The following is a 22,805-nucleotide window of genomic DNA, read 5'->3' as shown; positions in this document are numbered from 1 at the left end:
TTCGGATCGGTTCGGTTCGGTTCGAACCGGATCGGATCGGATCGGATCGGATCGGATCGCGGGCGGGGACCTCGGCGGCCCCGCCCGCGAACCGGCCGGTTCTCAGCCCGTGTGCGGCGTTCCGGCGAGCATCACGCTCTGGCCGCGGAATTCCGCGATCACCTTTCCGGCCGCATTCCGCACCGTCACGTCGTAAACGCCGGTACGACCGGAGCGTGTGCGTTCGACCGCTTCCGCGGTGAGTTCGTCCCCCACCGCCGCCGGCGCCAGGAACGTCACCTGCGCGGCCTGGGCGACCGTCACCGGACCGTAGCTGTTGCAGGCGTAGGAGAACGCCGCGTCGGCGAGCAGGAACAGGAAGCCGCCGTGCGCGATGCCGTGCCCGTTCACCATGGCCGGGCCCACCGTCATCCGCATCACCGCGCGCCCGGTGGACACCGCGTCGAGCGTGATGCCGAGCCCCTGGCATGCGCGGTCGCGCTTGTAGAGCCCGGCCATCCGGGAATGCGGCGCGGTGCCTGCCGCCGGTGCGCCGGAATCCGTGCCGGCCGCGGTGTCCACGCTCATGACGCCCTGCTTTCCCCGGGAACAGCCCGAAACGGTCGGTGTGCCGTGCGTGCGTATCGCACCCGCATTACACCGAGGGCCGCGACGGGCTGTCAACGGTCTTCCGGCGGGGACGGAACGTCCGTCCGGGGAACTCAGAGCAGCCGCTTGATGTCCCCCCGGGCGCGGTAGAACGAGCCGCTGCCGGACTCCAGCACCTCCGCCACCAGGTAGCGCGCGCCCGGCACCCGGATGTCCTTCGGGAACTGCACCCGGCGCATCGGGTCGTAGCCCGGCGAGACGACCCGCACCCGCAGCCGGGCGCCGTCCTGCACGCACTCCACCTCGATGCCGCCCGCCGCGCCCGCCGAACCGACCGCCACCGACTCGATCGCGGCGCCGGCCACCGACGCCGTCCAGCCGCTGCCGTCCACCTCGGCGGCCTTCGGCAGCAGGCCCTCCTCGGCCGCGCGCACCGCCTCCTCGCTCGCGTCCAGGCAGACCAGCGAGCCGTCCGTGGTCACCAGGTAGAGCCGGCCGTCGCGGTACTGCATGCTGTACGCCGAACCGCAGCCGGTGCCGAGCTTCCACAGCCGGGTGCCGTCGGCCGCGAAGCAGTACACCGAGGAGTGGTTGTCGCCCGCGAAGACGTAACGGCCGTCGGGCGAGGCCGCGCAGGAGAACACCGAGGCGTCGCAGCGGTAGCGGGCCACCTCGGAGCCGTCCGCCTTGCGCAGCCGGTGCACCGAGCCGCGCGAGGTGCCGGCGAACACCTCGTCCCGCTCCTGCCAGCCGAACAGCACCGCGCCGTCGGTGGCGGTGTGCCACACGGGCGCGCCGCCGCGCGACGCGTAGCGGGCCACCCCGCGCGAGTGGCCGTGGTAGACGCCGTCGTCGTCGCAGCGCACCATCCAGCCGTGGCTGCCCTCGGCCGAGCGGCGCCACTGGAACTCGTCCTCGTGGTCGACGGTGGTGATCCCGCCGCGCGCGTCGGCCACGCCGAGCACGCCGTCGTGGATGTCCAGCCAGTAGATGTCGACGTCCTCGGCTATCTCGTACGCCACCCGCGGCACCTTGCCGCCGAGGTCGTACACCTTGCCGTCGTCACAGCCGGCGTAGATCCACCAGTCGTCGGCGACGATGCACTTCACGCCGTCCGGCAGTCCGTAGCGGCCGGTCACCTCGCCGTCGTGGGTGAGGGTGTAGACGTCGCCGCGCTCGTTGCCGACCCAGGCGTGCTCCTCGCCGATGAAGATGCCGAACGCCGCCGCGCCGGAGCGGAACCGCCACAGCACCGGCGCCTGGCGGGCCGTCGAACGGCTGCTGACGATCGCCCGGCGGGTCACCGCCCGGGGCTGGCGCACCCCGCGCACCGCCGGGGCGTAGCCCTTGCGGACCTTCTCGCCGATCTTCTTGGCGGCGGCCGACGCGGCCTTCTCCGGCGTCGGGTAGCCGGTCGTCTTGGTCTGGCCGCTCTCGCCGATCCGCCCGTAGGTGATGGTGACGTCCGCCCCGCTGACCCGGACCTCGTAGAACTTGTGCGCGCTGCCGCTGTCCTCGGACAGCTCCAGGTAGGTCGACTGCTCGTCGGTGGCGGTGGCTGACATGGCGTGGGCCCCTTCCGGGCACGGCGTGACGTGGGGCGCAGGGCTCGGTACCCGGCGACACCTCAGAACCTAGCCGCCCGCACCGACAACCCCGCCCCCGGCCCGGGTCTGCCCGAACGGACCTTCCGCCGGGCACGCCGCTCTGACAGCATCGTCCGCTATCCGGTCGCCCGACACCGGGAACGGGGGAGCAGGCGGATGCAGGACCTGGCACCACCCCCGACGCCCGCCACGCACCCCGGTCACCGGCCCGCGCGCTGGGTGCGCACCCGGCTGCGCGCCGCGCCCTGGACGGCGCTGCTGAACGCCGTGCTGGTGTTCGCGGTCGTCCTGCTCTCGGCCGGCCTGCCGCGCGGCGTCGACCGGGGCGAGGACGCCGCCCTGCGCGACTTCCTGCGCGACCGCGGCATCGGCGCCACCAGCCTGGTCACCACCGCCACCCTCCGCCCGGACGACGACTCCGCCGCGCTGGACGCCGTCGCCGCGAGCCTGCTGGCCCGCACCGGCGGGGAGTTCCGCATCTCGGCGAGCGGACCGGTCCACGGCGTCCGGGGCGAGCGGGTGAGGACCCTCACCGACCCCCACCTGTCGCGCCCCGACGGCCCGTCCCCGACGCTGGGACTGCGTCACCTCGCCGGGCTCCCCGAGCACGCCACCCTCGTCGACGGACGGTGGCCCGCCGCCGCCCCCGCCGGCCGGCCGATCCAGATCGTGGTGTCGCGGACCACCGCCGACCGGCTCGGCATCCGGGTCGGCGACGTGCTGACGGCCGAACCCCTCCCCCGCCTCGCGCCGTCCCCGGGGACCGAGGTGGTCGGCACCTTCCGGCCCCACGACGAGGCCGACCCGTACTGGATCGACATCCACTGCCTCACCCGCCCGTGCCTGCGCATCCCCGGCACCTTCGAGTGGAAGCGCTGGTGGGAGGCCACCGGCCTGACCGGCGGCGACGACCTGCCGCGCCTGCTCGACTGGGCGGACGGCGGACAGCTCTCCTGGCGGCTGCCCGTCGACCCCGGCTCGCTGCGCGCCGACCGGCTGGCGTCGGCCGAACGCGAACTGGCGAGCTACCTGACCGGCCCCACCGCCGCCCGGCTCGCCGCCGAGACCGGCCGCCCCGAACTGCGCACCTTCTCCTCCCTGCCCGAGCTGTTCACCCTGGCCACCGCCCGTCGGGACGCCGCCGCCCCGCTGGCGGCGCTCGGCCCGGCCGGGCTCGCCGGCGTCGTCGTGGTCGTCCTGTGCCTGGCCGCCGCGCTGGCCGCGGACCGGCGCGGCCCCGAACTCCTGCTGCTCCAGGCCCGTGGCGGCTCCCGCCGGGGCGTGCTGCGGCGGCTGCTCGGTGAGGGGGCGACGACCGTGCTGCCCGGGGCCGCGCCCGGCCTGCTGCTCGCCCTCCTGCTGCTGCCCACCCCGCGCTGGGGCGCCGCGCTGCTCGCCGGGACGGCGGCCACCGGTTTCGCGCTGCTCGCCTTCCCGGCCCGCGCGCTGATGCTGCTCGGCCCGCGCACCCGGGCCCGTACCCGGGCCCGCCGGGGCGCCCGGCGCGGCGGTGCGCGCCGGGTGGTCGGCGAACTCGCCCTGCTCGCCGTCACCGCCGCCGCCGTGGCCGAGGTCCGCCGGCGCGGCGCCGCCCCGCCCGGCGCCGGGACCGACCCGCTGCTGGTCGCCGCGCCGCTGCTGATCGCCCTGGTCACCGGCCTGCTGCTGGCCCGGCTCCAGCCGCTCCTGCTCGGCGCCCTCGCCAGGGCCGTCGGCCGGCGGCGCAGCGCGGTCGGCTTCCTCGGGCTCGCCGGAGCGGCCCGCGGCTGCGGCGAACGCCCGCGTCCCGCCGTCCTGCCGACGCTCGCGCTGCTGCTCGCCGTCACCACCGCCGGGTTCGGCGCCAACGTGCTCGACGCCGTCGACACCGGCCGCGTCCGCGAGTCCGGACTCGCCACCGGCGGCGACGTCATGGTCAGCGCCCCCAGGGGCTACGGCCTGCCCGCGTCCTTCACCGAGGCGGCCGGCCGGCTGCCCGGCGTCCGGGCCGCCACCGCCGTCACCCTGCTGACCGACGCGGCGGTGCTGCGCCCCGGCCAACGCCACCTCACCATCAGCCTGTTGGTCGTCGACCCGCCCGCCTACGCCGAGATCTCCCGCAGCGTCGGCCGCGGCGCCTTCGACCCTTCCCGGCTCGCCGCCCCCGACGGTCCGGTCTGGCCGGCCGGGCGCGACGTCCCGGTCCCCGCCCTCTACTCCCGCGGCCTGGTCGAGCAACTCGGCGGCCACGCCGGGGCCGAGCGGATCTACCTCACCAGCACCGGCGAACTGCGCGCCCAGTACGCGGGCACCGTCGACGCCACCCCCGCGCTGCGCGACTCCACCCACCCGTTCATCGTCCTGCCGGCCGGCCCGGCCACCGCCCGGGTCCCCGGACTGGCCGACCACGGCCACTGGTTCGCCGTCGGCGACCTCGACGAGGCGGCCCTCCGGCGACTGCTGCACGACCTGCCGGTGCACCCGCTGCTCGCCGACACCGCCCGGCTGACCGGTGTCCCGGTCGTCGGCCCGCGGCCGGAGGACGTCCCGGACGGCTACCTGGTGGACACCGCCGCCGCCCGCACCGCCGCGCTCGCCGAGGACCCGCTCCAACGCGCCGCCACCCGGGTGTTCCGGGCCACCACCGCCGGCGCGGGCGCGTTCGCCCTGCTCGCCGCCCTGCTCACCCTGCTGCGCGCCGCCCCCGACCGAGCCGCCGCCCTCGCCCGGCTGCGCACCATGGGCCTGCGCCCGCGCCAGGGCCTGGCGCTCATCCTGGTCGAAACCCTCCCGCAGACCCTGCTCGCGGCGGCCGGCGGCGTCCTCGCCTCGCTCGCCGCCGTCGCCCTGCTCGGCCCGGCCCTCGACCTGTCCGCCCTGCTCGGCACCCCCGTCCCGCCGGGCCTGCCGCTGCACCCCGCCGCCGTCCTGCCCCCGGCCCTCGCCCTCACCGCCCTGGTCACGGCCGGCGTCCTCGCCGAGGCCCTGCTGACCGGCCGCCGCCAGATCGCCACCGACCTGCGGGTCGGCGACGCGCCCTGACGGCGGCCGGGCGGCTCAGCCGACGGTGGCGAGGTAGGCGTCGACCAGTTCCGGTGTGGCCAGCCAGGCGGCGTAGTCGGCGGGCTCGGCATAGGTGTTGGCGAGCCGCCGGGCCACCGCGCCGTGCTCACCGGCGGCGGCGAACACCGCCTGGAGGTGGTCCGGCATCGTCAGCAGCGCGGCCGTCAGCGCCACGCCGTGGCGGGCGTGCCGCTCCCAGTGGTCCTCGAACACCTCCGTCATCCACTCCGTGGTGAACGGCCGGTCCCCGCGCTCGACGATCGCCCGCAGGTACGCCTCCGCCGCCCGCGCGGCGCTGTTCGCGCCCTGGCCGGTGATCGGATCGTTCACCACCACCGCGTCCCCGATCCCGAACACGGCTGCCCCGTTGCCGAGTTCGGCCACCGGACGGCGCACCACCGGCGTCAGCGCCCCGTACAGCGAGCCGCCGGGGTCGGTGGGCTCGGCGTCCTTCCACAGCTCCGCCTCCCACGGCAGATAGTCCCCCATCAACTCCCGCATCCTGCGGAGCTGTTCCACCGATTCCGGCCGATCCCCGAAACAGTCGAACGGGCTGCCCGGCACCGCCTCCCACAGCAGGATGTCGCACGGCCCGGACAGTGTCAGCGCCGGCTGGAGGTACAACTCCCCCACCCCGGGCACCGCGTGCATCCGCGCGCGCGGCCCGGCCGCCGGATCGGGCGCGCCCACCCCGTGCGCGTACAGCGCCGCGAGCCGCCGCTGCGGAGCGTCGAACGGCGAACGGGCGGCGTCCCGTTCGAAGATCCCGGCCAGCTCGCCCCGCCCCGCCGCGACCACCGTCAGATCGTTCGCCGCCGCCAACTCCCGCAATCCGGCGAGATCCAGCTCCCGGTACTCGACCCGCCCGCCGCGCTCCTCCACCAGCTCCAGCCAGCGCGCCATCTTCACCCGCTGGTCCACCGACTGCGCCGGCTCGTCCAGCGTCATGGTGAACTCCACCGCCCGCACCCCGGGTTCGGGAACCAGCACGGCGTCCACCGACCGCACCCCGGGCGCCTCCCCCTCCCACAGATCCAGCCCCGCCGCCCGCTCCACCCGCAACGCCGGCCCGAACATCGCCTGCGTCGACATCACCCGCCCACCCCGCACCTGCTCCGGCGTCCGCGCCGCCACCACCGCCACCTCGTACCCACCCGCCCCCAGCAACCCCAACCCCACCTGCAACCCCGCCTGCCCCGCCCCCACCACCGCAACCCGCCGCACAGCGCCTCCTCCGTCTCGGTCACCGGACGAGCAGCGTCCGCCGAACACCCCCACCGTGTCCAGACCGCGCCCGGCGTGTCAGGCGACAATGCGCGACCGGACGGACCGACCGTCAGAACTCTCCTCCAAAGCCGTCCGGCGACCACCACGTGGAAGAGGGAGCCTGAGGCAAGGGGCCCAACACCCGCACCCCGCTCACCAACACCTCACTCCCTCAGGAGGAGGGCGGCCGGTGGGAGGAGCCGGGCCGGATGACCCGGTCGGCGCGAACTCCAACGCCCACACCCGCACCCACCGCCGCTCTCACCCTCCCAAGGAGGAGGGCAGCCGGTGGGAGGAGCTGGGGCGGATGACCAGGTCGGCGGGGAGTTCGGTGCCCTCGGTGGGGGTGGGGGCGCCGCGGAGTTGGGTGAGGAGGCGGGTGACGAGGGCGGTGGCGATGGGGCGCAGGGGGAGGCGCAGGGAGGTGAGGGGCGGGCGGAGGTGGCGGGCGAGGGGGGTGTCGTGGAAGCCGGTGACGGCGAGGTCGTGGCCGACCCGGAGGCCCTCGGTGCGGGCGGCCTCGTAGATGTCGAGGGCGGCGAGGTCGTTGTCGGCGGCCACGGCGGTGGGCCGGTCGGGGCCGCGCAGGAGGGTGCGCAGGTCACCGTCGGCGGCCGGGGGGACCAGGGTGAGGCCGAGGCGGGCGGCCTCCCGGTGGAAGCCCTCGCGGCGGGCGGCGAGCCAGGGCAGCGGCGAGGCGGAGCCGACGAAGGCGACCCGGCGGTGGCCGCGTTCGGCGAGGTGGCGGGCGGCCTCGGCGGTGGCGGCCGCGTTGTCGATGTCGACCCAGTGCGGTGGCACGCCGGGGCCGGTGCGGCCGAAGGCCGCGAAGGGGATGCCGAGGCGGACGGCGCGGGCGGTGCGCGGGTCGTCGGGCAGGACGTCGGCGAGGACGAGTCCGTCGACCTGGCGGGCCGCCACCACGGCATCGATCGCCGCCCGGGCGTGCCGCTCCCCCGCCGCCGGGCGGAGGAGCAGCACGTGGTTGCCCTCGGCGCCGGCGGCGTCGACGAGCGCTTCGAGGAAGCCGGCCATCAGCGGGTTGGGGTCGTGCGGGTCGTCGACCGGGGCGAGGTAGCCGATGGTGCGCCGCTCGCCGGTGCGCAGCGAGCGGGCGGACTGGTCGGGCCGGTAGCCGAGCCGTTCGACGGCGGTGGTGACCCGGGCGAGGGTGTCGGGGTGGACGCGGTGCGGGGCGTTGAGCGTGTTGGAGACGGTCTGCCGGGACACCCCGGCCGCGCGGGCGACGTCCGCGATGGTGGTGGCGCGGCGGACGGGGCGCGGTCCCGGGGTGGTCATCGGCGCTCCTCGGTCGGCGGATGGGGGCGGCGCTCAGACCCGGCGCAGGGTCAGCAGGCCGCCCCGGGGGACGTGGACGGTGGCCCCGCCGTCGAGGCGGACCGTCGCGGTGGCGACGTCCCGGCCGCGGGCGTCCTGGACGGTGGCCTGCGCGAGGCCGTGGCCGCCGGCCAGGCGGACGTCCGGGTCGGCGTCGGCGTTGGCGACCAGCAGGGTACGCCACTCCCCGGCCGCCGCGACCGGCAGCGCCGCGTACCGGCCGACGACCACCTCGCCGTCGCCGGTCGCCGTCACCATCGGGTAGCCGAGGTCCGGCCGGGCCGGGCGCAGGTCGCCGAGTTGCAGGGTGTCGATGTGCGCGCGGGCGACGCCCAGCCAGAAGGCGAGTGCCTCGCGCTGTCCGGGGTTCTGGGCGGCGAGGTCGACGGAGATCTGCGGCACGCCGAACAGGACGTTGATGAGGTGGCAGGCGACCTGCTCGACCGGTTCGGCGGGGTGCCACATCAGCATGTCGGAGTGGACCGCGAGCGGTCCGGCGATCAGCCGGGTGTCGATGACGAGCCGGCGGTTCGTGTGTGGGCTGAGCGGGCAGTCGGTGGCCCGGATCATGGTGGCGTAGGGCCACAGGCCGGGGCTGACGTAGGGCTGGCGGTGTTCGACCATCGTCTCGGGGCGGGCGGCGTCGATCCGGCGGCGGATCTCGCCGAGCAGCAGGCGCAGGCCCTCGTCGACGGTGGCGCAGTCGGCCTCGGGGCCGGGGGCGGGCGGGTCCTGGACGCCGAACCAGTCGACGAAGTCGATCTTCAGCCCGTCCATGCCCCATTCCTCGGCGGCGCGGGCGAGCCGGTCGGCGAGGTGGGTGCGGACCTGCGGGTAGCGGGGGTCGGCGATCACGGCGCCGAGGTGGTCGGCGTCGGCGAGCGCGTACCGGGAGAGGGTGTCCCAGGCGGCGCTGTCCTTGCCGATGAAGGGCAGGGCGTACCAGAGCATATAGCGCACGCCGAGGTCGTGGACGCGGGCGACGTGGGCGGCGGTGTCGGGCAGCGAGCGGGGCTCCCAGTCGCCGCAGTGGGCGTAGCCGCGGGTGCGGTCGGTGGTCATCCAGCCGTCGTCGACGATGATCGTGTCCAGGCCGAGTTCCTTGCCGAGGGCGGCCTGGCGTTCGACGGCCTCGGGCGTGATGTTCTGGTGCAGCGCGTACCAGGTGGAGTAGGCGGGGCGGCGGGCGGCGTCGGGGACGTGGGCCTTGCGTTCGGCTGCGGCGGCCCACCAGTCGGCGAGGTCGGCGAGGCTCTGGGCGAAGTGCCGGCCGGAGGTGTCGATGCGGACGGTGAGCCGGCCGGCGGCCTGGACCCAGTAGCGGAACTCCCCGGTCTCCTCGACGACGCCGGCGCCGGCCAGGGCGTCCTCGCGGTCGGCGGCGAAGGCGCAGAGCGTGGTGTCGCCGGTGCCGACCAGGGCGGCGACGGGGGCGCCGCGGGAGAGGGTGGTGCGGCGCGGGGCGCTCCAGGCGGCGGGCAGCCAGTCGGCACCGCGCAGTTCGGGGGTCCAGAAGGCGGTGGCGTCGGTGCAGGGGGTGCGCCATTCGATCCGGACGTCGCCCGCGCCGTCCTGGCCCGGGTCCTCGGCGGTGATCTCGACGACGTCCGGGGCGATGGTGCGCACCTCGGCGGTGCCCGCGACCAGCAGTTCCAGCCGCCCGGCGGTGAGGCCGGGCACGGCGACCGGACGCGGGCGGGCGGTGGTGGCGGTGGCGTGCGGTTCCCAGACCTCCGTGGCCGCCGTGCTCTCGGCGTTCTCCGTCATGGTTCGGTTCAGCCTTTCGTGGCGCCGGCCAGCAGGCCGGAGATGAACTGCCGCTGCAGGACCAGGAAGAGGACCATCATCGGCAGGGTGGACAGCGCGGTTCCGGCGAGGATCAGGCCGTAGTCGGTGTTGCTCTTCATGCCCTGGAGGGTGGCGAGCGCGACCGGCAGGGTGTGCATCTCGGGGCTGCGCAGGGCGATCAGCGGCCAGACGAAGTTGTTCCACGAACCGAGGAACAGGAAGATCCCGAGTGCGGCGAGCACCGGCCGCATGACCGGCACCACGACGCCGAACAGCACCCGCAGTTCCCCGGCGCCGTCGACCCGGGCGGCGTCGAGGAGTTCGTCGGGCATGCTCGAAAGCGCCTGGCGCATCAGGAAGATGGCGAACGGCACGCACAGGCCGGGCAGGATCAGGGCCTGGTAGGTGTCGAGCAGGCCGAAGGACATCATCATCTTGAACAGCGGCACGAGCATCACCTGGTCCGGCACGACCAGGGTCGACAGCAGGACGGCGAACAGCACCGTGCGGCCGCGGAACCGGAACTTGGCGAAGGCGTAGCCGGCGAGCAGCGCGACGACGAGCGCGCCGATGGTCTGGATGCCGGACACCAGGAGGGAGTTGAGCACCACCCGGCCGAGGCCGACCCGGTCGTTCAGGTGCCGGAGGTTGTCGCCGAGGTGGCCGCCGGGCAGCAGATGGGGCGGCCAGGAGAAGATCTCGGCGTCGCTGAGGGTGGCGGAGACCACCAGCCAGTAGAACGGGGCGACGGACAGGCCGGTGACGGCGGCGAGCGCCAGGGTCGCCGGCCAGCCGCGCAGCCGGCGCCTCGCGCCTGCGGCCCCCGGCGGCACGGAGGTGACGGGCGTCATTCGCGTTCTCCCATCAGGCGCATCTGGATCGCGCCGAGCACCGAGACGATGAGGGTGAGCGCGTAGGCGATGGCGGAGGCGTAGCCGAAGTCGAAGTAGCGGAAGCCGTTGTCGTACAGGTACATGGAGACGGTGAGGGTCGCGTTGTCGGGGCCGCCGCGGGTCAGCACATAGGGTTCGTCGAACAGTTGGAGGGTGCCGATGGTGGAGAGCACCACCGTGAACAGCACCACCGGCCGCAGCGCGGGCAGGGTGACCGAGGTGAACCGGCGCACCGCTCCGGCGCCGTCGACCGTCGCCGCCTCGTACAGCTCCTTCGGGATGCCCTGCAGCCCGGCCAGGTAGATGACGGCGTTGTAGCCGGTGTAGTGCCAGGTCAGGACGAGGACGATGGCCGTCCGGGACCAGAAGCCGCTGCCGAACCAGTCGACGGCGGGCAGGCCCACCGCCTCGATCGCCTTGTTGACGGCGCCGCTGTCGGTGTTGAGCAGGAAGGAGAACAGCACGCCGGTGGCGACCAGGCCGGTGACGGTGGGCATGAAGACGCCGAGCCGCCACACCACACGCCAGCGGACCAGGGCGGTGTTGAGCCCGACCGCCAGGAGCAGGCCGAGCGCGAGCATCACCGGAACCTGCACGACGAGGATCCGGGCGGTGTTGCCGAGCGCCGTCCAGAACAGCGGATCGTCCAGCAGCCGCCGGTAGTTGGCGAGTCCGGCGCTGTGGGTGACGGTGCCCGAGCCGGCGCTCAGCGAGAGCAGCAGCGAGGAGACGATCGGGTAGGCCTTGAAGACCGCGAAGAGCAGCAGCGCGGGCGCGAGCAGCAGGTAGGGCACGGCCCGGCGGCGCAGCCGGGCGCGCCGGACCCGGGCGCCGGGGAGTGCCGCGCCGCCGGACGCCGAGCCGCCGGCCGGGGTGCCACCGGCCGGGGTGCGGCCGTCCACCGAGGGGGCGGCGGCGGTCACTTGAGCTTGCGCCCGGTCTGCTGGGCGAGCTGCTCCGCGGCCTCCCGCAGCGCCCCGGCCGGGTCGGCGCCCTTGGTCAGCACCTTGGTCTGGGCGTCGCTGACGACCTTGAGCGCGCGGGCGTAGTCACCGGAGTAGTTGGTGGCGTCGCCGCCCTCGGCGAGCAGCTCGGTGAAGGTCTTCAGGACCGGCTGGCCGCCGTAGTAGGCGCTCGGCGCGCTGTAGACCGGGTCCTGGTAGGCGGCGGTGAGCGCGGGGAAGACGCTGCCGGCCTTGAACATGGAGTTGACGGCGTCGACCCGGGTGAGCGCGTACTCGACGAACTTCCAGGCGGCGGCGCGGCGCGGACTGGAGGCGGCGACGGCGAGGTGGGTGGAGTTGACCAGGGCGGTGCGCTTGCCGCCGGGGGTGACCGCCGGGGGCCGGGTGAGCCGCCAGTTGCCGCTGAGGTCGGGGAACCTGCTCTCGATGAAGTGCGCCGCCCAGGACGGCTGCGGGCCGGCGCCGAGCTTGCCGTCCTTCATCTGGGCGCGCCAGGCGGTGGAGCCGGGCGTCTCGATGACGACGCCGGCCTCGTCGAGGCGCTTGACGAGGGTGAGGGCGCGCACGCACTCGGGGGAGGTGAGGCTGATGTCGCCCTGGAGGTCGAAGAAGAAGGCGCCCTGCTGCTGCATGAGGGCCTGGAGGAAGTCCACGTCGGGGCCGGGGGTGCCGGTCCGGTTGAGGCCGACCAGGCCGACGCCGGGGTTGGCGGCCTTGAAGGCGCCGGCCGCGGCGATCACGTCGTCCCAGGTGGCGAAGGTGGTCGGGTCGATCCCGGCCCGGTCGAACATGTCCTTGCGGTAGAAGAAGCCCTGGGCGTTGACCTCCCAGGGCAGGGCTCGGGCTCGCCCGGCCTTGTCGGTGACGACCGGCCACAGGCCGGGGGTGAACTTGTCCTTGTGGGCGTCGGCGCCGAGGGCGGAGAGGTCGGCGAAGCCGTTGGGGAACTTCTCCAGGTAGCCGGGCAGGTAGTCGCAGCCGATGTGGAGGACGTCGCCGAGGCCCTGGCCGCCGGCCGCCAGGCCGACGGTGATCTTGTCCCAGATGGCCGGGTTGCCGACGTCCTGGACGTCGACCTTGATGCCGGGGTTGTCCTTCTCGAAGGAGGGGACCACGCCGCGCAGGGCGTCGGCGGCGTTGGTCCAGGACCAGACGGTGACGGTGCCGGTGGCGGCGTCCCCGCCGGAGGAGCCGGTGCCGCCGGAGCCGCCGCAGGCGGAGAGGGCGCCGCCGGCGGACAGGGCCAGCAGGCCGGCGCCGGAGGCGCGCAGCAGATCGCGACGAGTGAGGTGTGACATTGCAGGCCTTTCCGAGGGGGGCGAAGGACTGGACTTGGGGCGAAAGGGGCGGGCGGTCCGCTCAGCCGACGTGGACGCCCCGCCGGACGCGGCCGAGCGCCTCGGCGAGCGGCTCGGCGGTCGCGGGGTCGGTACTGGCGTGCGGCGACAGCCTGATCCAGCCGCCGCGCAGGGTGGTGGCCAGGCCGGTGGCGGTGAGCGTGCGGTGGACGGCGGCGGGGTCGGCGCCGGGCAGGCGCAGCCGGGCGATGCCGCTGCCGGAGCCTTCCGGCTCCCCCGGCCCGCCGGCCGTCTCGGCCCCGGCGGCGCGGGCGGCGGCGAGCAGCCCGCCGAGCACCTCGCCGATCCGGACCTCGATCCGCCCGGCGCCGGCGTCGCGCACCAGCGCGAGCGCCGCACCCAGGGCGGCGACGGCGACGCCGTCCGGGTTGGTGAGGGTGTGGGCGACGGCGCCGGGCCGGGGCGGACAGGGGTGGGCGGGGGCCTCCAGCGGGTCCAGCACTCCGGACCAGCCACCGAGTCCGGGGCCGAGCAGCCCGGCGACCCGGTCGCGGACCATCAGGACGGCCGCGCCCCAGCCGGCCCGCAGCCACTTCTGGCCGCCGGCGGCGAGCACGTCGGCCGCGTCGGCGTCGAACTCCACGGCGCCGAGGGCCTGGACGGCGTCCACCACCAGCACCCGGTCCGGGCCGATCAGCTCCTTGAGCCCGGCCAGCGGCGCCCGGAAGCCGGTGGCGGCGTCCACCGCGCAGACCGCGACGGCGCGCACCCGGTCGTCCAGGTGGGCGCGGACGGTGTCGACGGTGAGCGGCCCGCCGATCTGACGCACCGTCAATCCGCCGTTCCCGGCGGCTCGCAGCCACGGGTAGAGGGCGCCGGGGAAGTCCGTCCGCGCCATCAGCACGGTTCCGTCCTGACCGGCGAACGGGCGGGTGAAGGCGTGGGCGGCGGCGAAGAGGCCGTGCGAGGTGGAGCTCACGAAGGCGATCTCGTGCGGTGCGCAGCCGAGCAGCCCGCCGGCCGTCCGGGCGGTCGCGTCCGCCTCCGCGTCGAGGCGCTCCAGCGCGGCCCAGCCCCGGCGGTGGAGCCGGTCGGCCTCGCGCACATGGACCCTGCGGACCGGCTCCGAGACCGGCCCGAACCGGGCGAAGTCCAGATAGCCGAACGGTTCGGCGAACTGCGCCAGGTAGTCACGCATGACCCTCCCCCACACTTGAGTCGATTTGAACGTTCAAATCACACGCAAATAAACAGAACCAATCACCATCGAACGAGCGGGAGCCAGCAAACGCCCGTTGCTGAGTCCCCGTCAAGACCCGTGCGGCCAACGCCGCCCGGTCGAGACCTTCTCGTTACACCCCTGCCAAGAGGTCCGGCCGACACCCTCTTGCGCAATGCAATTTGACATTACTATTTTACTGACTACCGGGTCGACCCCCCTCGCCTCCGACCCCGCGAGCTCATCCCACACCTTCAACTGCCGCCTTCCCCATGATGGTTGGCAGTACCCCCACGCTCTCGGGAGTTCCCGTGTCAGCCACCCCACGTCTGCGCACAGTCCTGCTCTCCGCGGCCCTCGCCGCCACCCTCACGGCCCCGCTCGTCCGGAGCGCCCAGGCCGCCGCGCCCGGCCCCCGCCCGGCCGCATCCGCCCTCTCGTCCACGTTCGGCGACGCCGCCCGCCCCCCGGCCGGCGCCACCGGCGACATCGCCCACGGCAGCGGGGCCGGCGACGCCGGCCCCGAGGGCGCACCGGAGAACGCCGACCGCCCGTCGATCCCGACCGCCGGGCAGCCGGTCGCCGACCCGGCCACCCCCTCCTCCCCCACCGCCCGCACCACGGCCGTCGCCGCCTGCGACCCCGCCGCCTTCGCCGCGCTCTCCCCCACCGCCCTCGCCGACTTCCTCGGCGACCCCGCGCACGGCTACGACGACTGCCTGCTGCCGCTGCTCCGCACTTGGAAGCCAGAACTCGCCACGGTCTTCACCACGGACCACGTGCGCGCCGTCGCCGAGCGGATCACCACCCTGGCCCCGAGGTTCGACGGCACCACCGCCCTCAACCCGCGCGGACTCTGGTACTACCTGCACGTCGCCACCATCGTCGACTACGACCACGAGGAGTTCGACTTCAAGGACGACACCACCACGTCCTCGATCGAAGGCGCCATCGCCGCCTACACCGCCAACCCCCGCGTCTTCGAGCCCTCCGAGGCGGCGGGCGACGCCATGGGCGAGGTGTTCCACGCCGCCAGCGGCCCCCCGCTGCGGCCCGTCCTCCTGCCGCTCGGCGAGCGGGTGCTGCGGCAGTACGCCACCGCCGACAGCCCGTACATCGGCAACAGGGGCTGGAACTGGGCCCTCCAGGCCGTGCTCCAGATCAACTACCAGGGCATCCGCAACGTGGTCGAGGACGACGGGAAGTTCCGGACCACCGTCGTCGACAACCCCGGCTACCGGCAGGCGATCCGGGCCTTCGCCGACTACACCCACCTCAAGGGCACCGGCACCGAGTGGGCCGTCGGCGACGCCATGCTGGAGTACGCCCGGCTGGCCGACATCGAGGCGCTCAAGCCCGTGCTGAAGGACGAGGTCGGCGCCGTCATCACCGCCGTCCGGGACAACTTCGGCCGGCTCAGCCGCCCGTGGGCCAACGTGGCCGTCCCGGTCAACGACCTCGGCCTGTGCCGGGCGTACGACGCCTGCCAGGACGACCTGTACCGGCAGTTCTTCCCGAACACCTACAGCTACGACAACGGCACCCTCGTCGTCCGCACCGCCCTCGACAAGGCCACCGCCGACCGGCTCTACTACGCCACCAAGCAGGTCAAGGCCCAGTTCTTCCGCACCGTCGGCACCGACCAGCCGCTCGCCGAGGACCCCAACCAGGTCCTCACCGTGCAGCTGTACGACACCAAGTCCAACTACAAGCTGCTGCAGTACCTGCTGTTCCGGATCGGCGAGGTCGAGAACGGCGGCATGTACATCGAGCAGGGCTCCACCTTCTACACCTACCAGCGCACCAGCGACGAGTCGTACCTCAGCCTGGAGGAGCTGTTCCGGCACGAGTACACCCACTACCTCAACGGCCGCTGGGCCCTGCCCGGGATCGGCGGGACCGAACGCTGGCCGTCCGACGCCACCTTCGCCATGAACGAGGGCACCGCCGAGTACTTCGCCGGCGCCACCGCCAAGGACGGCGTCAAGGCACGCAAGAACATGTTCAAGGAGATCGCCGCCGACGACCGGTACGGCACGCCGCGGCTGACCGTCGACCAGATCCTGCACGCCACCTGGAAGGGCCTCGGCTTCCGCGCCTACCCGTACGCGGCCGCCTTCTTCAACCTCCTCGGCGAGCGGCACCCGGACCAGTTCGCGGAGATGTACCGCCTGCTGCGCGCCGACGACGTCGACGGCTACAACGCCTGGCGCGACCGCCTCGGCCGCGACGCCGACCTCCAGCGCGAGTACACCGCGTACCTGGACGCCCAGGCCCCGAAGGCCGCCGACCTCTACGTCCCGGCCACCGCCTACACCCCCAACGGCCAACTCAGCTTCGCCTACGCCTCCGAGGTGCGGGACTCCTTCGCCCGCGCCACCCAGAACACCCCGGTCTGCAAGGACAACGCGGACTGGAACAACACCATGCGCTTCACCTGCACCGGCCGGATCACCGCCAGCCTCACCAACTCCCTGAGCGCCGGCCAGGTCCGCGAGTCGATGGCCGACACCGTCGACTACTACCTGCTCACCCGCGCCGGCGCGGCCGCCAACAACCTCGCCGACATGAACTGCTGGTTCGGCAAGGTCGACGTCTGGCCCACCGGCCAGGCCGGCACCGCCGACTACACCTGCGAGGGCCCGCTGCGCCGCTGAGGCGTGTGCGACCCCCGTGCCGGCCGGAGGAGGGTCCTCCGGCCGGCGCGGGGGCGGCGCGGGGTCCGGGGAAGGCCTCGTGGGCGACGTCGAGACACCCGGCTCCATCTCCGGGGCCTGCCTGCCGCCGGCCTCGACACTCCTCCTGACACTGGATCACGAGCGGCTTTCGGCCCCCGCCCGCCACCGGGTGCCGGACCGGCGGACGGCAGTGCGTGGCGGGCGAATCGGACTTCACGGCCCAGGTGAACGGCCATCGCGGCACCGGCGAGGAGTACTGCGACCCGGAGCTGTGCGGACTCCCTTTCCACTGGCGGGAGTTGGCAACGCCGAGCACACCCGGCGCCGCGAGCAGGCCTCCTTCGTCCCGCACGCGCCCGGCGAGGACACCGAACGGCTGGACCGCATCCGCGCCTCCCGCCCCAGGTGGGACGGCCCCTGCCGTGCCACGGCGAGGCGGATCGCGTGATCAAAATTGGTCTACTCCAATTCTGTCCTGAATACGTCGTCACAACGGGCACTCCGTGCCGTTCACTGTGTCCCCAAGCAGCCGGGTTCGCTGGCCGCACGACCGGTTGTTAGGGAGACGGAATGCCGATCGCCTTGCGCTGTCTGATCGTTGGGGTGACCGCGGCCGCCGCCGCCTGGGTGGTGGTGGCCGTGCACGACGGCGGCCGGATGCCGCTGCTGCCTGCACTGTGTGTGGACGTGTTCGTCGGGATCGCCTGGCTGTCGGTCCTCGCGCTGGCCGTGCCGAGACGGCGGCCCGCGGACGGTCCGGCGGACGACGGAATCGACCTCGCGTACCGGACGGCCGGCGAGCCCCGGGCCATCGTGCGCTGGAGAGCGCGCCACTGGTCGTGAGCCCGACCGCCCCAAATCCGGCCGAGATCACTTCGCACCCTATCCGCAGCTGGGCGGCTCCTGACACCATGGCGCGAGACCCCAGAAGCGAGGGAGAGCCAAGGTGACGATGGTGCGCGTGAGTTCGGCGGTCATGACCCACCCGGTGCGCCTGGTCCAGGCCCGGGAGCTGGCCGACCGGCTCGGGCTGGGCGGCCTGGCGCTCGACCCGGAGCCGGACGGTCCGCCCTCGGCGATGCGGACGGCAATGGTCGCCTGGGCGGCGGCGGACGCCGGGGCGAGCCACCACCTCGTCGTCCAGGACGACGTGGCCTGCCCGGAGAACCTGGTGGCGCTGGTCACCCGCGCGGCGGCCCGGTTCCCCGACGAGGCCCTCGTCTACTACACCAACTGGCACGCGCGCAACGGCGGCGCCTCCCGGCTCGCCGCGCTCGCCGGCGCCGCCTGGGTGCGGGCGGTGCCCGACGAGTTCACACCGTCCCTCGCCGTCTGCCTGCCGGTCGACACGGCGGAGGAGTTCCGCCGGTTCGCCGCCGGCAGCTCCGAGCGCCACGACGACGAGCTGTTCTCCGTCTTCTTCCGCGCCCGCGGCCGGATGGGCCTGATCGCCGTGCCCAACGTGGTCGAGCACATCGGCACCAGCAGCATCAACGGCCATGCGACGCAAGGGATTCGGCTCGCGGTCTGCCCCACGGACGCCTTCGACGCCGGGCCGCTGCTGGCGCGCGGCCGGGTCCTGGAGGAGCCGGGGTGGATCCCGTACATGCGGTACGGCGAGGGCTACATCCGGCTCGTCGGCCAGGAGAAGGGCCCGGACGGCGGGCGCGGCCATCACCGCTGGCGCGACGCCCTTCCGCAGACCGGTCTCACCGAGCGCGCGGTGGACGAGGCGGTGGCCGAGGGCATGCCGGCCGACCTTGCGGCGGAGGTGGCCGCGCTGTTCGGCCGGAGCTTCGCCGAGGAGCTGTGGATCCACTGCCTGCTGCTCGGCCGGCAGGCGGCCGAGGCCGCCCGCCGGCTGGGCGACGGCCCCGGCGACGTCCCGCCGGCCGCCCTCGCCCGGCTGCGGGACTCGGCGGTCTCCACCGCCGGTCCCGCCGGCCTGCCGCCCGAGCGCCGGCCGGAGGCCGGGCCGGACGAGGTGCGGCTGATGTCCGCCTTCGCCTGGACCGCCGTCAGGGCCGGGGAGAAGTGGCCTACGGCGTGAGCTCGGGCGTGACCTCCGGGGGCACCGGGTGGGTGATCCACACCGCGGGCTCCCAGTACGAGCCGAGGTCCCGCTCGCGCTCGATCCGCAGGGTGGAGAGGCCGTTCGGGAAGACGTAGTCGCCGTCCTCCGGGTAGGCGAGCCCGGTCCAGCTCTCCCATTCGGCCACCGTGCCGGTGATCCGCGAGGAGCGCTCGGAGGCGCCGGCGACCGCGCCGCCGGCGCCCACCTGGGTACGGATCCACGGGTCGAACGGAGCGCCGTCGGCGCGCCGCCAGGTCGCGTACCGCTCGATCGGCACCAGCGGGTACTTGTCCTTCCAGGTGGGCCGGACGGGCACCAGCACCGTTGCCAGGCCGGCCCGCCGGGCCACCTGGCGCATCCCGTCCAGGAGCACGCTGGAGAAGCCGCGGCGCTGGTAGTCCTCCGCGACCTCGATGCCCAGCGCGCACAGGGCCTCGGGGGTCCGGCCGGCGTCGCGGTCCGCGAACGCCCGGGCGATGGAGTCGTCCAGGCCGGGACCGAGGTCGGCGGCCGTGCCGTCCCAGGTGCGCGGCAGCGAGCGCCCGGCGCCCGCCACCAGCTCGCGCTCGTCGTCGTACAGGACGAACTGGTACTCGGCGAAATCCGAGAACAGCCGGTCCCAGTAGCCGTCGTTGACGTCTCCGTGCAGGTTGTACTCGGGCACGATGCCGGCGAACCGCTCCGGCATGCGGTCCCACAGTTCGGGCTTCTCCGCGTGGGTCACCACGACCAGGGCCATCGGGAAACTCCTCCTTCTTCTCGTAGGCCTAGGCGGGGACTTCGACGTCCCAGACGATGACGATCGGCAGCCCGTCCCAGGCCGCGCGGGCCGCGTCCGCGATGAACTCCTCGTAACCACCAGGCGCCAGGCGGCCGTTGAAGAGCGGCTCGTGGCAGGCCCGGACCCGGAGCCCCGCCGCGTTGAACGCCTCCAGGTAACGCCCGGGCAGGTGCACATGGTTGCGGACGAACGCCAGCTGCTCGGAGCCGTGCACGAAGACGCACTGCCCCTGGAGGGCGATGACGAACGGGTGCAGGTCGGAGACGATGATCCGCCCGCCGGGCCGCACCACCCGGGCCAGCTCGGCCACGCCGGCCGCCAGGTCCGGCAGATGGGTCATGGCCAGTGAGCAGACGGCGAGGTCGACCGAGTCGTCCTCCAGCGGCAGGCTCTCCAGGCGTCCGGTCCGGAACTCCGCCTGCGGGGCGCGCTCAGCGGCCTTGGCCAGCATCTCCGGCGACTGGTCCACACCGATGGTGCGGTGCCCCCGGGCGACCAGGGCGCCGGTCTGGCGCCCGGTGCCGCAGGCGGCGTCCAGGGCGGTCCCCGTGGGAAGGGTGTCGAGTATTCCGTGCAGCACCGGCTCCTCGACCTCGATGAACGAGTTGGGAAGCGAGTCGTACACCGCCGACCAGGAGGCGTAGCCCTCGGCCAGGCCGAGTTCGCTGACGTCGCTGTCCCCTCCCGGCAGCTCCGCGTCGCCCGCGACGAAGCGCCGGATGTCCTCGACGCGCTCCTTGAGGAACTTCTCATCGCCGTCCAGGGCGTGCCGCAGCAGCGCCAGGCCCTCGATTCCCAGGACGAGTTCTCTCACTCGAAATTCATTGCTCATGCCAAAGCCTCGTTCTTGACCGGAGGTGAAGGATTCGCGGTAGCCGGTCGGGTCCCGCTGAATTCCGACTACCCGGCCCGGCGGTAGAGGATTCCCCCGATCCGCTTCGCTGTCCGAAAGGCGGTGCTGAATGACCGGTTCCACAACACCGTTGCCCGGAATTCGCGGAACCGCCTACGATGGCGGGCCGAAGCCGCCGGAAACCTGTTCGCCGGCCGTTCGCTCTGCTGGGAGGCGGAATGATAGAGGGATATCTCGGCAGGGAAAGCGTCACCTCCGGGGAGGAGTTGACCGTGCACGTCTCCACGGACGCCGCCCGGTTCCGGCTGAGGTTCTACCGGCTGGGCAGGGGGCTGGACCTGGTGGCGGAGACCGGGTGGCACCCCGGCTCGCTCCACCCGCCGCGCCCGCACCCCGACGGCGTCCCCGGCCGGGTCTCGCCCGCCCGGGGCTGGGACTGGCCACCGCTCACCCTGCCCGTGCCGGAGCACTGGACCCCCGGCATGCACGTCGTCCAGTTCGTCGAGGACGGCGACGACCCGCCACTCCTGGACGCCGCGGGCCTGGAGGGGCCGGCCCGCGAGTTCTTCGTCGTCCGGCCCCGGCGGGCCGGCAGCCGCTCGCGCATCCTCTACAAGAAGTCGACCTACACCCGGCACGCCTACAACCGCGCCGACCGGCCGGGCGAGGACCGCGGCGCCAGCCTCTACGACCACCCCGTGTACCTGCCGGACGGCGATCCCCGCGGGCACCGGCTGAGCCTGCACCGGCCCGGCGGAATCATCGACCTGGCCTACTGGGACGCCCCTTTCATCGGCTGGCTGGAGCGCAACGACTACCCCGTCGAATTCTGCACGGACCTCGATCTGCACGAGGACCCCGACCTGTTGTCCTCGTACGATCTACTGCTCAGCGTCGGCCATGACGAATACTGGAGCGAGGCCATGCGCGGCCATGCCGAGGAATTCGTCCGGGACGGCGGGAACATCGCCTTCCTCAGTGCCAACACCTGCTGGTGGCGCATTCACCCGACCGATGGGAACACCGCTTTCGTCTCGGACACCGACCACCACGTCGGCGACGAATATCCACACCTTCCCGCCACCGACCAGTGGTGGCCGGCGCAGCCCGACGGCGTGGGCCGTCCGGAGAACTCGCTCACCGGGGTGAGCTTCCGCAACGGCGGCATGTGGGCGAGCGCGGAATGGCCCGGGAACCGTCCGCGCGGGGGGTACACGGTGCAGCACGCCGACCACTGGGTCTTCGCCGGCACCGGTCTGCGCGACGGTTCCGGCAGCGGCGGGCCCGACGACGGTGGACCCGACGATGGTGGGCCCGACCGGCTGGGCGAGGGCACCGCGCTCATCGGGTACGAGTGCGACGGCGCCGCCTACGAGCGCGACGAGCACGGCGTCGCCCGCGCCACCGGCGAGGACGGCACTCCCGCCTCCTTCCTGATCCTCGGCATCCACGTCCTCGACCCCGTCCACGAGGACTTCCACGACTTCAAGTGGGACCACTGGAACGGTCCGGCCCGGGAGCCTGGCATCACCAGCCCCCGGGCCGCGACCATGGGCCTCTACACCGCCGGCGGCACCGTGTTCTCGGCGGGCACCACCGACTGGCCGGTGGTCTGCGGGAACGACCAGGACGCCGGCGTCGCCCGGGTCACCCGCAACCTCCTGGACCGGCTGCGGCACCGCTCGCCACGAGGCTGAGCAGCTCCTCCAGCCCGCGGATCCGGGCCGCCCCCTCCGGCAGGGGCGGCTCGGACCCGAGTACCGCCGGGTCCGGCCGGCACAGATGGACGGACGGCATCCCGGCCGTGAGCGGGCCGAGCACGTCCGGCGCCCACATGTCCCCGACGAACAGCACCTGCCGGGGCGGCAGTCGGCACTTCTCCAGCAGCGTCCGGTAGATCAGCGGGTGCGGCTTGCGCGCACCCGCCCGGGCGGAGCCCACCACGACGTCGGCCAGGCCGCCGAGGCCGACCTCCGCCAGGCAGTCCTCCAGGTTCCAGAACCAGTTGGAGCAGATGCCGACCAGCAGCCCCCGGGCGCGGAGCTCCCCGAGGACGGCGCGGGCGTCCTCGAAGAGCTCCAGCCGGACGGCCTTCATGACCAGGTCGATCTCCCCGACCAGGCCCTCCAGCTCGTGCCCGGGCACCCCGCAGTCGAGGGCCCTGCGCCGGAGCCGGTCCAACTCCCAGCGGTGGTAGTCGGCTTCGGTGGCGGAGTGGGCCGCGTGCTCCTCCCCCTCACCGGGACCCACCGCCCACTGGTCGCCCCAGCGGGCGCCCTGGGCGGACAGGCCCCGGCGGTCGAAGATCTCGCGGTGGTCGGGTGGCAACGGCTCGACCATCCGCGCCAGCGTCCCGTAGAAGTCGAAGACGACGGCGCGGATCTCCGGCATCGGCACGGTCGGCATCAGGACCGG

The 22,805-nt window shown here is 74.0% G+C and carries 18 protein-coding genes; 6 read left to right on the top strand and 12 right to left on the bottom strand.

What is annotated here, in order from left to right; genetic code table 11:
• Nucleotides 1–102 precede the first annotated feature (102 nt).
• Nucleotides 103–498, bottom strand: coding sequence for a hydroxyphenylacetyl-CoA thioesterase PaaI (gene paaI / locus ACFZBX_RS19045; RefSeq protein ID WP_391535037.1), 396 nt, complete (start codon nt 496–498; stop codon nt 103–105).
• Nucleotides 499–701: 203 nt separating this feature from the next.
• Nucleotides 702–2,153 carry a WGR domain-containing protein gene (locus tag ACFZBX_RS19040; protein ID WP_391534895.1) on the bottom strand — a complete coding sequence of 484 codons (1,452 nt, stop codon included), beginning with the start codon at nt 2,151–2,153 and terminating at the stop codon, nt 702–704.
• Nucleotides 2,154–2,351: 198 nt separating this feature from the next.
• On the opposite strand from ACFZBX_RS19040, the gene ACFZBX_RS19035 reads away from it, so the two are divergent.
• The gene (locus ACFZBX_RS19035; RefSeq protein ID WP_391534894.1) at nt 2,352–5,216 is read left to right on the top strand and encodes a hypothetical protein; all 2,865 of its coding nucleotides are present in this window, start codon (nt 2,352–2,354) and stop codon (nt 5,214–5,216) included.
• A gap of 15 nt (nt 5,217–5,231) precedes the next feature.
• On the opposite strand, the gene ACFZBX_RS19030 is transcribed toward ACFZBX_RS19035, so the two are convergent.
• The 7 genes from ACFZBX_RS19030 to ACFZBX_RS19000 form a co-directional block, all read right to left on the bottom strand.
• Nucleotides 5,232–6,404 carry a styrene monooxygenase/indole monooxygenase family protein gene (locus ACFZBX_RS19030; protein WP_391534893.1) on the bottom strand — a complete coding sequence of 391 codons (1,173 nt, stop codon included), beginning with the start codon at nt 6,402–6,404 and terminating at the stop codon, nt 5,232–5,234.
• A gap of 360 nt (nt 6,405–6,764) precedes the next feature.
• Entirely contained in the window at nt 6,765–7,802 is a 1,038-nt protein-coding gene (locus ACFZBX_RS19025; protein ID WP_391534892.1) for a LacI family DNA-binding transcriptional regulator, read from the bottom strand.
• A gap of 33 nt (nt 7,803–7,835) precedes the next feature.
• Nucleotides 7,836–9,608 (bottom strand): glycoside hydrolase family 36 protein, encoded by a 1,773-nt coding sequence (locus ACFZBX_RS19020; RefSeq protein WP_391534891.1) that lies wholly within the window; start codon nt 9,606–9,608, stop codon nt 7,836–7,838.
• Nucleotides 9,609–9,616: 8 nt separating this feature from the next.
• The gene (locus ACFZBX_RS19015) at nt 9,617–10,480 is read right to left on the bottom strand and encodes a carbohydrate ABC transporter permease (RefSeq protein WP_391534890.1); all 864 of its coding nucleotides are present in this window, start codon (nt 10,478–10,480) and stop codon (nt 9,617–9,619) included.
• Nucleotides 10,477–11,331, bottom strand: a complete 855-nt coding sequence (locus ACFZBX_RS19010) for a carbohydrate ABC transporter permease (RefSeq protein ID WP_391535036.1) — start codon at nt 11,329–11,331, stop codon at nt 10,477–10,479. Before ACFZBX_RS19010 ends, ACFZBX_RS19015 begins: the two co-directional genes overlap by 4 nt.
• 110 nt (nt 11,332–11,441) lie before the next feature.
• A complete protein-coding gene (locus tag ACFZBX_RS19005; RefSeq protein WP_391534889.1) occupies nt 11,442–12,785 on the bottom strand; it encodes an ABC transporter substrate-binding protein in 1,344 nt (447 codons plus the stop codon).
• A 61-nt stretch (nt 12,786–12,846) separates the two neighbouring features.
• Nucleotides 12,847–13,983: an aminotransferase class V-fold PLP-dependent enzyme gene (locus ACFZBX_RS19000; protein WP_391534888.1), complete on the bottom strand. Its 1,137-nt coding sequence runs from the start codon at nt 13,981–13,983 to the stop codon at nt 12,847–12,849.
• Between the two features lie 332 nt (nt 13,984–14,315).
• Here ACFZBX_RS19000 and ACFZBX_RS18995 point away from each other — a divergent pair, with 332 nt between their 5' ends.
• The 4 genes from ACFZBX_RS18995 to ACFZBX_RS18980 all read left to right on the top strand — a co-directional run bounded on the left by ACFZBX_RS18995 (nt 14,316) and on the right by ACFZBX_RS18980 (nt 18,732).
• Entirely contained in the window at nt 14,316–16,661 is a 2,346-nt protein-coding gene (locus ACFZBX_RS18995) for a collagenase (RefSeq protein WP_391534887.1), read from the top strand.
• Nucleotides 16,662–16,953: 292 nt separating this feature from the next.
• Nucleotides 16,954–17,130 carry a hypothetical protein gene (locus tag ACFZBX_RS18990; protein WP_391534886.1) on the top strand — a complete coding sequence of 59 codons (177 nt, stop codon included), beginning with the start codon at nt 16,954–16,956 and terminating at the stop codon, nt 17,128–17,130.
• A gap of 122 nt (nt 17,131–17,252) precedes the next feature.
• Complete coding sequence (locus ACFZBX_RS18985; RefSeq protein ID WP_391534885.1) at nt 17,253–17,525, top strand: hypothetical protein; 273 nt, start codon at nt 17,253–17,255, stop codon at nt 17,523–17,525.
• A 109-nt stretch (nt 17,526–17,634) separates the two neighbouring features.
• The gene (locus tag ACFZBX_RS18980; RefSeq protein WP_391535035.1) at nt 17,635–18,732 is read left to right on the top strand and encodes a hypothetical protein; all 1,098 of its coding nucleotides are present in this window, start codon (nt 17,635–17,637) and stop codon (nt 18,730–18,732) included.
• Here ACFZBX_RS18980 and ACFZBX_RS18975 read toward each other — a convergent pair.
• Complete coding sequence (locus ACFZBX_RS18975; protein ID WP_391534884.1) at nt 18,722–19,495, bottom strand: N-acetyltransferase; 774 nt, start codon at nt 19,493–19,495, stop codon at nt 18,722–18,724. The two genes, ACFZBX_RS18980 and ACFZBX_RS18975, sit on opposite strands and share 11 nt — an antisense overlap.
• A 28-nt stretch (nt 19,496–19,523) precedes the next feature.
• Nucleotides 19,524–20,369, bottom strand: a complete 846-nt coding sequence (locus tag ACFZBX_RS18970; RefSeq protein WP_391534883.1) for a class I SAM-dependent methyltransferase — start codon at nt 20,367–20,369, stop codon at nt 19,524–19,526.
• Between the two features lie 293 nt (nt 20,370–20,662).
• Here ACFZBX_RS18970 and ACFZBX_RS18965 point away from each other — a divergent pair, with 293 nt between their 5' ends.
• Nucleotides 20,663–22,087, top strand: a complete 1,425-nt coding sequence (locus ACFZBX_RS18965; RefSeq protein WP_391534882.1) for a N,N-dimethylformamidase beta subunit family domain-containing protein — start codon at nt 20,663–20,665, stop codon at nt 22,085–22,087.
• Here ACFZBX_RS18965 and ACFZBX_RS18960 read toward each other — a convergent pair.
• Nucleotides 22,038–22,796 carry an HAD family hydrolase gene (locus ACFZBX_RS18960; protein WP_391534881.1) on the bottom strand — a complete coding sequence of 253 codons (759 nt, stop codon included), beginning with the start codon at nt 22,794–22,796 and terminating at the stop codon, nt 22,038–22,040. The two genes, ACFZBX_RS18965 and ACFZBX_RS18960, sit on opposite strands and share 50 nt — an antisense overlap.
• Nucleotides 22,797–22,805: the final 9 nt, after the last annotated feature.

It is taken from the genome of Kitasatospora sp. NPDC008115 (assembly GCF_042957205.1).
Classification (GTDB): Bacteria; Actinomycetota; Actinomycetes; order Streptomycetales; family Streptomycetaceae; genus Kitasatospora.
Note: the sequence above shows the minus strand (reverse complement) of the source record. Positions and strands in the feature narration are given on the sequence as shown.

Excerpts from the sequence above, each read along its gene's own strand:
- paaI (WP_391535037.1), bottom strand. The coding sequence starts at position 498 with ATGGCCGGGCTCTACAAGCGCGACCGCGCATGCCAGGGGCTCGGCATC.
- ACFZBX_RS19040 (WP_391534895.1), bottom strand. The coding sequence starts at position 2,153 with ATGTCAGCCACCGCCACCGACGAGCAGTCGACCTACCTGGAGCTGTCC.
- ACFZBX_RS19035 (WP_391534894.1), top strand. The coding sequence starts at position 2,352 with ATGCAGGACCTGGCACCACCCCCGACGCCCGCCACGCACCCCGGTCAC.
- ACFZBX_RS19025 (WP_391534892.1), bottom strand. The coding sequence starts at position 7,802 with ATGACCACCCCGGGACCGCGCCCCGTCCGCCGCGCCACCACCATCGCG.
- ACFZBX_RS19020 (WP_391534891.1), bottom strand. The coding sequence starts at position 9,608 with ATGACGGAGAACGCCGAGAGCACGGCGGCCACGGAGGTCTGGGAACCG.
- ACFZBX_RS19015 (WP_391534890.1), bottom strand. The coding sequence starts at position 10,480 with ATGACGCCCGTCACCTCCGTGCCGCCGGGGGCCGCAGGCGCGAGGCGC.
- ACFZBX_RS19005 (WP_391534889.1), bottom strand. The coding sequence starts at position 12,785 with ATGTCACACCTCACTCGTCGCGATCTGCTGCGCGCCTCCGGCGCCGGC.
- ACFZBX_RS19000 (WP_391534888.1), bottom strand. The coding sequence starts at position 13,983 with ATGCGTGACTACCTGGCGCAGTTCGCCGAACCGTTCGGCTATCTGGAC.
- ACFZBX_RS18985 (WP_391534885.1), top strand. The coding sequence starts at position 17,253 with ATGCCGATCGCCTTGCGCTGTCTGATCGTTGGGGTGACCGCGGCCGCC.
- ACFZBX_RS18980 (WP_391535035.1), top strand. The coding sequence starts at position 17,635 with ATGGTGCGCGTGAGTTCGGCGGTCATGACCCACCCGGTGCGCCTGGTC.
- ACFZBX_RS18975 (WP_391534884.1), bottom strand. The coding sequence starts at position 19,495 with ATGGCCCTGGTCGTGGTGACCCACGCGGAGAAGCCCGAACTGTGGGAC.
- ACFZBX_RS18970 (WP_391534883.1), bottom strand. The coding sequence starts at position 20,369 with ATGAGCAATGAATTTCGAGTGAGAGAACTCGTCCTGGGAATCGAGGGC.
- ACFZBX_RS18960 (WP_391534881.1), bottom strand. The coding sequence starts at position 22,796 with ATGCCGACCGTGCCGATGCCGGAGATCCGCGCCGTCGTCTTCGACTTC.